Origin of the sequence: Kitasatospora sp. NPDC051984, assembly GCF_044593455.1 — a bacterium.
In the GTDB taxonomy this organism is placed as follows: domain Bacteria; phylum Actinomycetota; class Actinomycetes; order Streptomycetales; family Streptomycetaceae; genus Kitasatospora.
Genome location: NZ_JBIUCB010000003.1, coordinates 458,227 through 472,136 on the forward strand (window position 1 = coordinate 458,227; position 13,910 = coordinate 472,136).

Annotated in this window: 14 protein-coding genes and 1 tRNA gene; 9 read left to right on the top strand and 6 right to left on the bottom strand. The window is 72.9% G+C overall.

The annotated features are described in order from the left end of the window. Positions 1-40: 40 nt before the first annotated feature. Positions 41-2,263, top strand: a complete 2,223-nt coding sequence (locus ACIHEI_RS08725; protein WP_396606123.1) for a DEAD/DEAH box helicase — start codon at positions 41-43, stop codon at positions 2,261-2,263. A 119-nt stretch (positions 2,264-2,382) separates the two neighbouring features. Next, a complete protein-coding gene (locus tag ACIHEI_RS08730) occupies positions 2,383-3,195 on the top strand; it encodes a TIGR02452 family protein (protein ID WP_387640455.1) in 813 nt (270 codons plus the stop codon). A gap of 776 nt (positions 3,196-3,971) precedes the next feature. On the opposite strand, the gene ACIHEI_RS08735 is transcribed toward ACIHEI_RS08730, so the two are convergent. The 3 genes from ACIHEI_RS08735 to ACIHEI_RS08745 form a co-directional block, all read right to left on the bottom strand. Then, positions 3,972-4,271: a hypothetical protein gene (locus ACIHEI_RS08735; protein ID WP_387640457.1), complete on the bottom strand. Its 300-nt coding sequence runs from the start codon at positions 4,269-4,271 to the stop codon at positions 3,972-3,974. Positions 4,272-4,426: 155 nt separating this feature from the next. After that, complete coding sequence (locus ACIHEI_RS08740; protein WP_392955135.1) at positions 4,427-5,128, bottom strand: tyrosine-protein phosphatase; 702 nt, start codon at positions 5,126-5,128, stop codon at positions 4,427-4,429. 96 nt (positions 5,129-5,224) lie between these two features. After that, positions 5,225-6,007: an SDR family oxidoreductase gene (locus ACIHEI_RS08745; RefSeq protein WP_396606124.1), complete on the bottom strand. Its 783-nt coding sequence runs from the start codon at positions 6,005-6,007 to the stop codon at positions 5,225-5,227. 70 nt (positions 6,008-6,077) lie between these two features. Between ACIHEI_RS08745 and ACIHEI_RS08750 the strand changes: the two genes are divergently transcribed. Continuing rightward, positions 6,078-6,692 (top strand): transglutaminase domain-containing protein, encoded by a 615-nt coding sequence (locus tag ACIHEI_RS08750; protein WP_396606125.1) that lies wholly within the window; start codon positions 6,078-6,080, stop codon positions 6,690-6,692. On the opposite strand, the gene ACIHEI_RS08755 is transcribed toward ACIHEI_RS08750, so the two are convergent. Next, positions 6,659-7,879, bottom strand: a complete 1,221-nt coding sequence (locus ACIHEI_RS08755; protein WP_396606126.1) for a DNA glycosylase AlkZ-like family protein — start codon at positions 7,877-7,879, stop codon at positions 6,659-6,661. The genes ACIHEI_RS08750 and ACIHEI_RS08755 overlap by 34 nt on opposite strands. 176 nt (positions 7,880-8,055) lie before the next feature. Between ACIHEI_RS08755 and ACIHEI_RS08760 the strand changes: the two genes are divergently transcribed. From ACIHEI_RS08760 to ACIHEI_RS08785, 6 genes are all read left to right on the top strand, one after another. After that, positions 8,056-8,727, top strand: coding sequence for a DNA polymerase beta superfamily protein (locus ACIHEI_RS08760; protein ID WP_396606127.1), 672 nt, complete (start codon positions 8,056-8,058; stop codon positions 8,725-8,727). Between the two features lie 123 nt (positions 8,728-8,850). Beyond that, positions 8,851-8,923: transfer RNA gene (locus ACIHEI_RS08765), tRNA-Lys, on the top strand. A gap of 251 nt (positions 8,924-9,174) precedes the next feature. Then, a complete protein-coding gene (locus ACIHEI_RS08770; RefSeq protein ID WP_396606128.1) occupies positions 9,175-9,867 on the top strand; it encodes a hypothetical protein in 693 nt (230 codons plus the stop codon). After that, positions 9,864-10,406, top strand: coding sequence for an RNA polymerase sigma factor (locus tag ACIHEI_RS08775; RefSeq protein WP_396606129.1), 543 nt, complete (start codon positions 9,864-9,866; stop codon positions 10,404-10,406). The genes ACIHEI_RS08770 and ACIHEI_RS08775 overlap by 4 nt, the downstream gene beginning before the upstream one ends. Further along, positions 10,403-11,179 carry a hypothetical protein gene (locus tag ACIHEI_RS08780; protein ID WP_396606130.1) on the top strand — a complete coding sequence of 259 codons (777 nt, stop codon included), beginning with the start codon at positions 10,403-10,405 and terminating at the stop codon, positions 11,177-11,179. Before ACIHEI_RS08775 ends, ACIHEI_RS08780 begins: the two co-directional genes overlap by 4 nt. A gap of 777 nt (positions 11,180-11,956) precedes the next feature. Continuing rightward, positions 11,957-12,193 (top strand): helix-turn-helix domain-containing protein, encoded by a 237-nt coding sequence (locus ACIHEI_RS08785; RefSeq protein ID WP_396606131.1) that lies wholly within the window; start codon positions 11,957-11,959, stop codon positions 12,191-12,193. Here the strand turns inward: ACIHEI_RS08785 and ACIHEI_RS08790 are convergent. Together ACIHEI_RS08790 and ACIHEI_RS08795 are read right to left on the bottom strand one after the other, a co-directional pair. Further along, a complete protein-coding gene (locus ACIHEI_RS08790) occupies positions 12,140-12,415 on the bottom strand; it encodes a hypothetical protein (RefSeq protein WP_387867054.1) in 276 nt (91 codons plus the stop codon). The genes ACIHEI_RS08785 and ACIHEI_RS08790 overlap by 54 nt on opposite strands. A 291-nt stretch (positions 12,416-12,706) precedes the next feature. After that, complete coding sequence (locus ACIHEI_RS08795; protein WP_396606132.1) at positions 12,707-13,891, bottom strand: helix-turn-helix domain-containing protein; 1,185 nt, start codon at positions 13,889-13,891, stop codon at positions 12,707-12,709. Positions 13,892-13,910: the final 19 nt, after the last annotated feature.

The following is a 13,910-nucleotide window of genomic DNA, read 5'->3' on the forward strand; positions in this document are numbered from 1 at the left end:
CCCCCGGACTTTGGCGCGTGCCACTTCCGGAAGGTTTTGCATGTCTCTCGTTGACGACGCCCGCTTCGCCATGCCCGCGAACGGCTCCGACGCCGCCGACACCGACTCTCTCGACACCGACACGCTCGACGCGGAGCTCGCCGAGCTGACCGACGCCGGCGAGGCCGCGGAGGCCGACACCGACGCGGCCGAGGCCGACGCCACCGACGCCGAGCCGACCATCACCTTCGGTGACCTCGGTCTGCACGACGAGGTCGTCCGGGCGCTCGCCAAGCGCGGCGTCACCACCCCGTTCCCGATCCAGGCCGCGACCATCCCGGACGCGCTGGCCGGCAAGGACGTCCTCGGCCGCGGCCGCACCGGCTCCGGCAAGACCCTGAGCTTCGGCCTGCCGCTGCTGACCCGCCTGGCGGGCGGCGAGCGCACCAAGGCGAAGCACCCGCGCGGTCTGATCCTGGTCCCGACCCGCGAGCTGGCCATGCAGGTCGCCGACGCCCTGGAGCCGTTCGGCTCGGTGCTCGGCCTGCGCCTGAAGGTGGTCTGCGGCGGTACCTCGATGTCCAACCAGATCTACGCGCTGGAGCGCGGCGTGGACGTGCTGGTCGCCACCCCCGGCCGCCTGCGCGACCTGATCAACCGCGGCTCCGCGAAGATGGACGAGGTCGAGATCGCCGTCCTCGACGAGGCCGACCAGATGGCCGACATGGGCTTCCTGCCCGAGGTCACCGAGATCCTCGACCTGGTGCCGGCCGGCGGCCAGCGCCTGCTGTTCTCCGCCACCCTGGAGAACGAGATCGACACCCTGGTCAAGCGTTACCTGAAGAACCCGGTCACCCACGAGGTCGACCCGTCGGCCGGCGCGGTCACCACCATGACCCACCACATCCTGGTCGTGAAGCCCAAGGACAAGGCGCCGATCACCAGCGCGATCGCCGCCCGCAAGGGCCGCACCATCATCTTCGTCCGCACCCAGATGGGCGCGGACCGGGTCGCCCAGCAGCTGGTGGAGTCCGGCGTGAAGGCCGACGCGCTGCACGGCGGCATGACCCAGGGCGCCCGTACCCGCGTCCTCGGCGACTTCAAGGACGGCTACCTCAACGTGGTCGTCGCCACCGACGTCGCCGCCCGTGGCATCCACGTCGACGGCATCGACCTGGTGCTGAACGTCGACCCGGCGGGTGACCACAAGGACTACCTGCACCGCTCCGGCCGCACCGCCCGGGCCGGCCGCTCCGGCACCGTCGTCACCCTGGTGCTGCCGCACCAGCGCCGCGGCGTGTTCCGCCTGATGGAGGACGCGGGCGTGGACGCCTCGCGCCACATCCTCGACCACGCCTTCGACGCCGAGGTCGCCAAGATCACCGGCGCCCGTTCGCTGGTCGAGGTCCAGGCCGAGAGCGCGTCCGGCATCGCCGGCGCCGCCGAGCGCGAGGTCGCCGAGCTCACCCGTGAGCTGGAGCGCCTCCAGCGCCGCGCCAACGAGCTGCGCGAGGAGGCCGACCGCCTGGCCGCCCGTGCCGCCCGCGAGCGTGCCGAGCTGGGCATCGAGGACGAGGTCGAGACGGACGAGGCGACCGCCGAGGCCGGCACCGAGACCGCCGAGCAGCCGGCCGCCGCGGCCGAGCCGGTGGCCGAGGAGCGCACCACGTCCTACCGCGAGGCCCGCAGCGAGCGCCCCGCCTACAACCGCGACCGCGACGACCGTGGTGGCCGTGAGCGTGGCGGCTTCAACCGTGACGACCGTGGTGGCCGTTCGTTCGGTGGCGACCGTGAGCGTGGCGGCTTCAACCGCGATGACCGTGGTGGCCGTTCGTTCGGTGGCGACCGTGAGCGTGGCGGCTTCAACCGTGACGACCGCGGTGGCCGTTCGTTCGGCGGCGACCGTGGCGGCCGTCCGCAGGGTGGCTTCAACCGCGATGACCGCGGTGGCCGTTCCTTCGGTGGCGACCGTGAGCGCGGTGGCTTCAACCGTGACGACCGTGGCGGCCGTTCCTTCGGTGGCGACCGTGAGCGTGGCGGCTTCAACCGCGATGACCGTGGCGGCCGTTCGTTCGGCGGCGACCGTGGCGGCCGTCCGCAGGGTGGCTTCAACCGTGACGACCGTGGTGGCCGTTCCTTCGGCGGCGACCGTCCGCAGGGTGGCTTCAACCGCGATGACCGTGGCGGCCGTTCCTTCGGTGGCGACCGTGAGCGCGGTGGCTTCAACCGTGACGACCGCGGTGGCTTCAACGGCGGCGACCGCAAGCCGCGTTGGAAGAACTGACGCTCTGCATTGAGCACTGGCCGGGCCCGCTCCACTTCGGTGGGGCGGGCCCGTCCGCGTTCCCGGGCGGGCGGAAATCCGTTGGTGGGGCCGGGAGTCGGCGAGCTAGCGTGCCCGGCATGAGTAGTAGGCAGCGGGCACTCGCCACGCAGAACGAGGAGATCGCCGACCGGGGCGAGTACCGGTGCGCGGACGGCACGGCCGTGCGGATCGCCGAGGAGCTGGCCGAGGCCCGGGCGGGGACGGTGTCCTATCCGCCGGAGGCCGAGTTCGGGGCCGGGCCGGGGCCGCTGCGCGGGGCCGCCGAGGTGACGGGCGAGGGCAGTATGCAGGCCGCCGAGCGGCTGGTCGCGGACGGCGGGCGAAGCGTCGCGGTGCTGAACTTCGCGTCCGCGCGCAACCCCGGCGGCGGGTACCTGCGGGGCGCCAAGGCCCAGGAGGAGGACGTCTGCCGGACGGCACTGCTGTACCGCTGCCTGCTGGAGGCCCCCGACTACTACGAGGCGCACCGCGCCTCCAGCGACCTGCACTACAGCCACCGGGTGATCTGGTCGCCGGGCGTGCCGGTGATCCGGGACGGGCGCGGGGAGCTGCTGGCCCGGCCGCACCGGCTCGGCTTCCTGACCTCGCCGGCACCCAACGCGGGCCAGCTGGCGCTGCGTTCGCCCGGCAAGGCGCTCGACCTCGGGCCGGTGCTGGCCGAGCGGGCCACCCGGGTGCTGGCGGCGGCCGCCCGGCACGGGGCGCGCGAACTGGTGCTCGGCGCCTGGGGCTGCGGGGTGTTCCGCAACGACCCGGCCGAGGTCGCGGACGCGTTCGGGCAGGCCCTGGACGCGTGGGGCGCGGCCTTCGACCGGGTGGTGTTCGCGGTCTGGGACCGCAGCGTCCCCTCCGCGAACCGGGCGGCCTTCGAGGCGCGGTTCGGCGCCTGACCTGCGGTTGTTCGCCGGTGGCCGACGCCGAGGGGCGGACCGGCTTTCGCGGCGTGGTTCGGTGCCCGGCCTGTGCCTACTCGCCGGTGGCCAGCGCCGAGGTGGCGGCGAGCCGGCCTGCGTGGCGTGGTTCGGTGCCTGACCTGCGGTTGTTCGCCGGTGGCCGACGCCGAGGGGCGGGCTGGCTTTCGCGGCGTGGTTCGCCGTCCGGCCTGTGCTCGTCGGTGGCCAGCGCCGAGGTGGCGGCGGACCGGCCTGCGCGGCGCGGCTCGGCGTCTGACCTGCGGTTGTTCGCCGGTGGCCGACGCCGAGCGGCGGACCGGCTTTCGCGGCGTGGTTCGGTGCCTGACCTGCGGTTGTTTGCCGGTGGCCGACGCCGAGGGGCGGGCCGGCTTTCGCGGCGTGGTTCGGCGTCCGGCCTGTGCCTACTCGTCGGTGGCCAGCTCTGGGGTGGCGGCGGACCGGCCTGCGTGGCGTGGTTCGGTGCCTGACCTGCGGTTGTTTGCCGGTGGCCGACGCCGAGGGGCGGAGCGGCCTTCGCGGCGCGGTTCGCCGTCCGGCCTGTGCTCACTCGTCGGTGGCCAGCTCTGGGGTGGCGGCGGACCGGCCTGCGTGGCGTGGTTCGGTGCCTGACCTGCGGTTGTGCGCCGGTGGCCGACGCCGAGGGGCGGACCGGCCTTCGCGGCGTGGTTCGCTGTCCGGTGCCTACTCGTCGGTGGCCAGCGCCGAGGTGGCGGCGGACCGGCCTGCGTGGCGTGGTTCGGTGCCTGCGGGGGTCAGTCGCGGGTGGCGATCGCCGAGGCGGCCGCGACCACGCCCGTGACGGCGAGGACGGACGGCCAGGCGCCGATCTTCTTCGCCAGCGGGTGCGAGCCGCCGAACGCCGCCACGTACAGCGTGGTCAGGCCGACCGCGACGGGCGTGCCCGCGCGGCGCTGCCAGCGCACGGCGGCCGCCGTCCCGGCGACGGCCAGGACGGCGCCGCCCAGCTCGCGCCGGCCGCTGAACCGGGCGGTGGCGTAGCCGCCGATCAGACCGGCGGCGGCGACGGCGGCGGTGGCGGGGAAGCGGGCCATGGGACGGACTCCTTCGGACGGCTGGTGGACGTACCTGCTGGACGTACCTGGTGGGCGTGCGCTGCAGCTCGTGACCGACGCGCGCACCGCCCACCGTAACGCGACCAACGAGTCGGGCCGCCGGGAGGGAACGGGACGGCGGACCGCGGGTCAGCTCACTCCGGGCGCAGGGCGCGCAGCGCGGCGAGGTCGGCGTCGGACGCCCCGTGGTTGAGGACGTAGTTCTCGAGGGTGCCGTGGAGCTCCTGGGCGCGGGCCAGTGCGGCGGTCAGGTGGGCGGCCTCGATGGGTCGGGAGAGGCGTTCCGCGCCGGCGGTGTCCAGGTAGGGGACGGGGCCGTTGTCGAGGCCGAGGCCGACGTTGGAGCGGAGGAAGTCGGCGATGACGGCGCCCTCGGGCAGGCCGGCCAGGGTCTGCAGGACGGCGATGGTCAGGCCGGTGCGGTCCTTGCCGACGGCGCAGTGGACCAGCACCGGGCCGCCGGTGGCCAGTGCGCGGACGGCGGCGGCGACCGCGACGCCGCCGGTCTCGGCCATGAACGGGTAGAGCGCGGCCTGGTCCTCGGGCCAGGCCAGGTCGGTGGTGGCCGGGTCCGGGAGCAGCGGCAGGTGCAGGTACTGGACGTCCTCGCCGATCGGGCGGTCCGGCCAGATCTCGAGCTCGGCGGCGCTGCGCAGATCGACGACCGTCCGGATGCCGAGTTCCGCGAGGCGGGCGGCGCCCTCGTCGGTGAGCCGGTTGAGGCTCGCCGAACGGTAGAGCAGCCCGGGGCGGTACACCCCCGCACCGGCGTCGCGGAGGTTGAGCACGTCGGGGATGTCGAGGAACGGCGCGGCGGCGATTTCGGTCTCGGTCATGCCGCCCACCGTAGGGGCGGTGGGCGGTGACACGCCGGGGCGTTGACCGAACCGGTATCGCCGCAATGCGTGATGTTCATACGGGCCGATGGCGGGTCAGCGACCGCCGGCCGCGTCCAGGAAGGAGCCGGTGATGTAGGAGGCGCCGGGGGAGAGCAGGTACAGGATCGCCTCGGCGACCTCCTCGGGCCGACCGCCGCGTCCCATCGGCAGGTTGGGGCCGACCCGGTCGACCCGGCCGGGCTCGCCGCCCAGCGCGTGGATGTCGGTGTAGATCAGGCCCGGGCGGACGGTGTTCACCCGGATGCCCTCGGCCGCGACCTCCAGCGACAGGCCCGTGGTCATCGAGTCCAGCGCGCCCTTGGACGCCGCGTAGTCCACGTACTCGCCGGGCGACCCCAGCCGGGACGCCGCAGAGCCGACGTTGACGATCGCCCCGCCCCGGCCGCCGTACCGGGTGGACATCCGGCGTACCGCCGCCGCCGCGCACAGGAACGGGCCGGTGATGTTGGCCGCCCAGATCCGGTTCAGCCGGTCCTCGTCGAGCTCGTCCAGCCGGCACTGCTTCTCCAGCGTGCCCGCGTTGTTCACCAGCGCGGTGAGCGGCCCGAGTTCGCGCTCCGCGGTGTCGAACAGCCGCTCCACCTCGGCGGTGGTGCTGACGTCCGCCCGCACCGCGACGGCCGTGCCGCCGGCGGCGCGGATCCGCTCCACCACGCCCTCCGCCGAGGCCTGGTCGGCGCGGTAGTTGACGCACACCCGGTAGCCGCGTTCGCCCGCCAGCAGGGCGGTGGCCGCGCCGATGCCGCGCCCGCCGCCAGTGACCACCAGTACCTCGTGCTGTGCCATGCCGCCCGTCCCTTCGTTCACGGAGACCATGCCGCAGACGGTAGTCCATGGGGTGAAATCCCTTTGCCCGGCGGCGAGTCGGCGACGCAGCATCACTGCCATGGACCCTTCCGTCTCCCCGCACGGCCTGCTCCGGGCCGAACACCCCGCCCTCGACGCGTACCTGGCCGCCGACGAGGTGGTCGACCACCGGCACCCCGCCGTGCTGGAGCGTGCCGCCGCGCTGCGGCAGGACGACCCGGTGGCGACCGCCGAGGCGGTGTTCGGCTTCGTCCGCGACCGGATCGACCACTCGGCCGACGTCGGCCACTGGTCGGCCGCCTACCGGGCCTCGGACGTGCTGGCCGCCGGCAACGCGATCTGCCACGGCAAGGCCCACCTGCTGGCCGCGCTGCTGCGCGCCAACGGCATCCCTGCCGGGCTCGCCTATCAGCGGCTGGAGGTGCTGCACGGCCTCAACGGCGTTCTGCTGCCCGGCAGTTCGTGGTGGGTCCGGCTGGACGGCCGGGGCAACCGGAACGGCGCGGACGGGCACTTCGCCACCACCCCCGCCACCGAGCGCCCCGCCTGGGCCAACGACCCGGCGCTCGGCCAGCACCACTACTCCACGCTGTACGCCTCCCCGCCGCCGGTGCTGCTGGACGGCCTGCGCCGGGCCCGGCCGGGCGCCGCCGGGTTCGGCTACCTGCCGCTCGAACTCCCGGGCGTGGCATAGCGGCTGGCGGTGCGCAGCGCGGCGAGCTTCGGGGCGCGGCTCTTCGGCGAGTCCAGGCCGAAGCTCCGCGCGTCGCCCAACTCCTCGCGGACGAAGGTCTCGACGGCGTCGATGGTGGCGCGCAGCGCGGCGTCCATCGGCACGAACAACTGGTGCACCAGCTCCCGCTGTTCGGGGTCGTACTCCCAGAAGCCGACGATCCGGCCGCGGTCCACCACCAGGTGGGTCGACGGGTCGGCCTCGCTGCCGAAGCTCCGCCCCGTCCGGGACGCCGGGGCGTGGCGGTTGGCGTCCCGTTCGTCGATCAGCCGCGGCAGGTCGCGGTGCAGCAGGTGTAGGCCGTCGATGCTTGCCACCAGGGCGTACGCGGGCTGCTCCGGGACGGTGAACTCGTGGAACTCGTCGGCGAGTTCAGCCGGCATCAGCAGCATTTCGGAGCCGGGAAGCTCGACCAGGTGCAGCGGGGCCAGTGCGGCCTTCGCGGTGGCGGCGTTGAAGCCGGAGAACCAGCGGAAGTGCCGCACCGAGGCGGGCGCCGCCCAGGAGAAGTAGCGCCGGGCCAGGTCGGCGGCCTCGCCGTGCACCGCCTGGTCCCAGCGCAGATAGCCGTACCGCTGTTGGTCCAGGCGCCCGTTGACCGGCACCCGGCGGATCATCCCGCGCGACTGCAACAGGCCCAGCGCCAGCGGCAGCGTGGTCGACACGCCGCGCTTGCGGCCCGTCTCGCCCAGCGGGCGGGCCGCCGGGCCGGCCAGGGTGCGGATCTGCTGTGGGCCCAACGGCTCGGTGTCGGACAGCAGTTCGGACACCGTTAGGCAGAGCTGCTCGACCTCGTCCCTGGTCACCCCGAGATGGCGCACCGCCGCCGCGATCTCCGACTCCGCGACGCCCGCGCCCGCCGCCAGCCCCAGCGCGAAGTCCTCCGCCGGCAGCACGTACGTACAGCCCCGGGCCGCGGGCAACTCCTGCACCTCCGCGGCCGCGAGCGCCGCGTCCACCGCCGCCCGGCCCAGCCCCGCCCGCGCGAACAGCCCCAGGTACGGCGCCGCACCGCCCACCGAACGGGCCCACCCCGTCGCCGCCAGCACCTGCGCTGGGGACGCCCCTTGGTGCAGTCCGCCGTCCAGCCACTGCCGGTGCGCCCACCAGGCCCGGAGCTTCGCCGCCGGGATCTCGCCGTTCGCCATGCGCCCAGTATCGGCACGGGGCGTTGCTGGGCGGAGCACCCTCGGCCGTGTCGGAAATCGCTCGCGCGTACGGGGCGTTGCTGGGCGGAGCGCCCTCGGCCGTGTCGGAAATCGCTCGCGCGTACGGGTCGTTCGGGGCGAGACTGCCGGGACGGCTCTTGTTGAGGTGATCTCCCGTGCACGTCCTGCTCTCCGGCATCGTCGGCTCCACCGCCTACGGCCTGGCCCACGCCGGCTCCGACCTCGACCGGCTCGGCCTGTTCGCCGCGCCCACCGTCGCCTTCCACGGCCTGCACCGGCCCGCCGAGTCGCACGTCACCACCGCCCCGGACCGCACCCTGCACGAGGCGGCCAAATGGTGCCGGCTCGCCCTCTCCGGCAACCCCACCGCCACCGAACTGGTCTGGCTACCCGAAGAGTTGTACGAAGTCCGGACGCCGCTCGGCGAGGAACTGATCGGCCTCCGGGAGACCTTCCTGAGCGGCCCGGCGGTGCGCTCTGCTTACCTCGGCTACGCCCGGCAGCAGTTCCGCAAACTCGCCGCCCGCGACCGCGCCGACCCGGCGGGCGCCGCCCGCGCCGCCAAGCACGCCCGGCACCTGGTCCGCCTGGTCCGCCAGGGCGTCACCCTGCACGAGACCGGCCACCTGGAGATCCGCCTCCCCGACCCGGACCGGGTCCGCGCCCTCGGCGAGCAGTACGCGCAGCGCCCCGAGGACGCCACCGCCCTGCTCGCCGACGCCGAAGCCCGCTTCGACCGCCCCGGCGTACTTCCCACCACACCCGACGAACGCCCCGCCGAGAGCTGGCTCCGCAAGGTCCGCGCCGCCCACCTGTCCACCACCTGACCGCCCGTCGGCCCCGCCCCGCCCCGCCGCCGACCCGCCCGGTAATCCGCTGGCCAACTCCCGCCGGGCACCAGGTAGGATCACCCCGGCAGGTGCTGTCCCACGAGGCCCACGCCTGCCACCGGGCCGCTAGCTCAATTGGCAGAGCTGCGGACTTTTAATCCGTAGGTTCAGGGTTCGAGCCCCTGGCGGCCCACTTGGAACGTGGCGGTAGTACCGCCTCCGACCTGCAGTGCAGCACCCCGACCAATTCGAGTGGTCGGGGTGCTGCTGCGTTCTCGGGGCATCTGCGTGAGCGCACTGCGGATGGACTCCTCGGCCTCCCAACCGCCCTGAACAAGCTGGGTGCTGACGGCGAGGGAAGGGAGTCGAGACGGTCTCTGACCAGCAGAGGCCGCAGGCTTCACCGCGGCGCGGGCCGCAGAAGGCCATGAGGTGCCACATGGCGTGCGCCTCGCCTCCGACCCGGCGGCGCTGCGCGACACCGACAGGGCGCCCGCCGAGCTCATGCCCGCCGGCGCCCAGGTCCTGGCGGGCATCGAGTTGGGCGGCATCCCGTTGGTCGTCGCCCTGTCGGCCGCCACTGGCCTGCCCGCCGGGTTTGTGCGTCGTCTGCCAAAGCCGTACGGCTCCCACCGGCAGATCGAGGGCATCGCCATCACCGTTCCGCGCACCGCCCTGATCGGCGACGTCGTCCGCTCCGGCAGCCAACTCCTCACGGTGGGACGGACGCTGCGGATGGCCGGGAGCCCGGTCACCGACGCGGTGTGCGGGCCGGAGCGCCCGCTCGGTGGCCGGACGGTGCCGGCCGAACCCCGGGTGTCCGCGCCTCCGCCAAGGCCGACAGCTTTTGACCGAGTCATGAGTCGGCCCGACCCGCTGCCGCCGATTGTCTCTGCGGACGGCTGGCGCGGCGGGATTACCATCTCGTACGTGCGGCCCCTGGGCGAGGGGCGACAAGGCATCGCCGAGGCCGGGGTGTTCGTGTGGCGCGGGTCACGGCAACGGCCGGACGCGGCGGGACAGGTACGGGCGTGGAGAAATCGATACGCGCTCAAATACGGGCTGGGGATGCGAGGGCGTTCGGGCAGGTCTTCGAGGACCACGCCCGCGCGGTGTACCGGCACGCCGTTCGGATGACGGGGAACTTGGACGTTGCCGAGGACGTGGTCTCGCTGACCTTTCTGGAGGCGTGGCGCCTTCGCACCAGGGTCGAACCCGAGGGAGAGAGCCTGCGGCCCTGGCTGCTGGGCATCGCCACCAACGTCATCCGCAACACCCGCCGGGCCGCCCGCCGTCATCGGAAGGTACTCGCCGCGCTTCCGCCGCGCGAAGTCGCCCCCGACTTCGCCGTCGAGCTGACCAGCCGCATGGCCGACGCCGAGGAGATCGCCGCGGCGAAGGCCGCGCTGGAGCAGTTGTGCCCGGCCGACCGGGAGGTGTTCGCGCTGTGCGTGTGGGAGGGGCTTGACCACGCGGCCGTCGCCGAGGCACTGGGCAAGCCGATCGGGACGATCCGCTCCCGGCTCTCCCGCGCTCGCAGCCGGCTGCGGAACCTCACCGCGAAGGAACTGGAGGCGAAGCGCTCCGCGAACAATCTGCAACGCACGGACAAGCGCGGACAGGTAACAGGTGACCGCGCCTTCGCGGTCCGGTCGACCAAGGAGACGATCCGATGAGCGCCACCCCCCAGCACCAGTCCCAGCAGGCTGAGCGGGAGGAACTGGCCCGGCTGCTGCCGGCCGCGGGCGATCCGGAACTTCCTCGCCGCCGCCAGCTCCTACTGAAGGAACATTTGATGGGCGCCATCATCGAGAATCCCCGGCCCGCGACCAAGCGACGGACCCTGATGCTGCGGGTGGTGCTCCCGCTGGGAGTGGCCGCTGCCGTGGCGGGGGCCGCGCTCGCCGTGGTGCCCGGCCACCGCGCCGCGCCTTTCCCGAGTGTGGCCGCGCCGGGAAGCGAGGGGCTGGGCAGCGTCACCACCGTGGCGTACACGTTGCAGGGCAGCAGCGACGACCTCGTCAAACTCACCATCCTGGACGGCTACAAGCCGATTGACGCGACCCAGTTGCAGCACGATCTGGACCGGGTCGGCGTCCGCAGCCGCGTCTACGCCGGCGAGCCCGGCTGCCACGCCCCCGACCCTACGATGCCCTCCTACTCGCCGGAGACCGTGGCCAAGGCGAACCAGGACCCGCTGTCGGCCTTCGGCTGGGACATGCGGGGGGAAGCCGGTTCGGACGGCGCCCGGCAGGTTCTCACCATCCGCCCCAGCGCCATCCCGACCGACCTGCGGCTCTTCATCTACCTGCCGCTGGCCAAGACCGACCCGGAGCACAGTTCCCGCGAACTGCGGGCCGGTCTGATGCAGAGCCCCGCCCCCGACTGCATGCCCGCCGGGACTTATGAGAACCCCCTGGCCAGCCTGTACCCGACCCCGGAGCACTGAGTGCTCCCGACGCCCGACCGCCGGCGCACGGCGCACTCCGGACAACGGTCCCCGCACCCACCGGAGCACCGTCGCAGGCACGCCGCGCACAGGTACCTCCCGCCCGGCCCCTCGTGCGGAGGGTCGACCAGCAAGACCCCCCGGTCTGCGACGGCCTCGGCTGGTGGCATCCACAACGACCGCGCCCAGGCCGAAGCTGTGATCGGCCTGATTCGCGTCGCCCGCCCCGGAGGCGGGCCGGCCCGGACTGCCGCCCCCGCCCCGTTGGTTGGCCTCGGCATCGACACCCCACGGCCTCCCGCGTCTCCAGCACCGCCGGGGATGTTCCTGCGTGAGCGACGCGTGAGCGGACTGCGTGGCAGCGGCCGTCCGGTGCCGGATGGGCTGTCATCGCACACGCCGACACGCTGCCGACATAGCAGGAAATGACCTGCTCCAACCCGCCGGAGCACGAACGACGTTGATCTTTTAATCCGTAGGTTCAGGGTTCGAGCCCCTGGCGGCCCACCGCAACATGAAAGCCCCTCACCAGCCAGATTTGGTCGATGAGGGGCTTTCACGTTAAGCGAGGGTGAGAGTGTCTTGGTCTTCTGCTGGCTCCTTGCTGGCCCGAAGGGTCTGGGAGTCCATGTGATGGTGGTAGTTCGCGCTGGTGGAGCGGGGCGTCTTGGACGGCATCGGGGTGGCAGCCAGTCAGCCATCATTTCGATCAGGTGCTCGATCTAGCGGTGGGTTTGGTGTACAGACGTTCGAGCATCGGCGCGTGAGCGTCAAGAGGTGCCACAGCCTCTCCCTGACGCCCACCAGCCGCGCGAACGTCGTGAAGTCGCCGAGCGGATCCGCCACTTCCGACACCAGCGTGGGCTCAGCCAGGAGCGGCTGGCCGAGGTGATCGGCAGGGATCGGCAGACGGTCGGTCTGTGGGAGCGCGCTGTTACGCCGCCCACGGTGGATGACCTGTCAGCCCTTGCCCGAGCGCTCCAGATCCAAACCTGGCGCCTGTTCTACGGATGACCGGCGCAGCCAGCATGCGCACTCCTGCGCGATGCACTGGCAGTGCAGCCGCACGATCTCGCCACTGACCAGGCCGACCCGCAGTCCGCCCGGGCACGCGTGGTGCGCTCCGAAGCTGCACTCGGCCGAGCAGTAGTCGTCCGTGTCGAGGTGGATGCGTACGACTACCGGGTGCGCGACGGCCCGGCGGATGCGATCCGCGAATGTCGCGTCAGTCGTCATGGGTAGCAGGCGGGCACTCGGTGATGTCCCGTTGCAGGCTACTCACGGTGCGCCTCTTCCAGATGCGAGGTACATACGACCGTCTCGTGGTCGTGGACGACACCCTCGCATTCTCCTGGCAGGGTGAGGATGCCGTTGGGGTGGAGTGGGGGCTCAGCCGAGCCGCAGACGATGCAGGCCTCGCCATGGAGGCGGGCAGGGCTAATGCCCTGGTTGGGCAGGGGGGTTGCTGTCACGTCCTCTACGATCCCCGGCCGGATGGGCCCGAAGTGACACAACCTGTGTCACTCGTCAGACGGCCCTTGCCCACCTGGCCATAGCCAGCAGCTCATCGTCACGGCCTCGACTGAGCCGGACCAAAGTGGCCAGCTCCGTACGCACCTGGCCATGTTCACGGACATGCTGCGGGGCGATCCGACGGGCCACCAGGAGGGACTCGCGGGCGTGCTGGGGGCGACCCAGCGCTATCTGAGCGCGTCCAAGGTCGATGTAGTAGTGCGACCGACGCTCCGCCGGCAGGTCCCGAGACGGCGCCCAACGGCCGGCCTCCGCCACCGCCAGGCCGAGATCGGCAGGGTCGGCGAGTTCGACGGCGACTGCCAGCTGGTGGATGCGCACGGAATCCGGGCCTACCGCAGTCCCGTCGTACAGTCGCTCCGGGACGCCACGAGCGAGCCGCTCGGCTTCTGCCAGGTGCACGCGCGCATCGTCGGCGCTGCCAGCCCGGCCTGCCACGACGGCGGCCCGCATGTGGAGGGCGGCGGCCGCGGCAGCCAGTGGCACCGTGGTGGGTGGCGGCATTCGGTCTGCGGCCCGCTGGAGTGCGCGTAGGCCTGAAGCCAGCCGGTTGGCGGCGAAGAAGACCTCGGTACGGACGTAGGCCACGACGGCTGTGAGCGCCGGGTCCTCGGCGATGGCGACAGCCCAGCGCATCAGCTCGATGAGTCTGCCGGACAGGTCGCGGTATCCGTACTTGTAGGCCGCGGCGTCGGCGGACCGGATGGCCAGCGCGAGCAGGTGGGCGGCTCGGCGGCGAGCGGCGCCGTCGGCCTGGTCGACGGCACGGAACAGCTCCTCCAGCAGGGTTGGGACCCGCTCGGCAACGTGGCTGTACTGGGAGTTGACCCGGGCCGTGGTCATCTCCTCTACGGCGGCGGCGAGGTCGCGCAGCGGCCGCACCGGGCCGTCCTCCGGCAGGTCATAGGTGGTGATCGCGGCCTGGAGTGCGGGGATGGCCTGGTGTACTCGGGAGTCCGTACGGCCTGGACCGTCGGCCAGATACTCCGGGGTGGTGTGCAGGGCCCGGGCCAGGGCTTCGAGCACGGTGTCGCTCGGTGTGCGGGTACCGCCCTCGACTGCGCGGATCATGCTGACCGAGACACCGGAGGCCTCGTAGGTCTCGCGGCGGGTCAGGCCGATGGCGGCGCGGGCAGCGGCTACGCGGTACCCGAGGTGGGTGGCGGTGGCGGCGGGCATTCTGGGCACGGTACCCGCG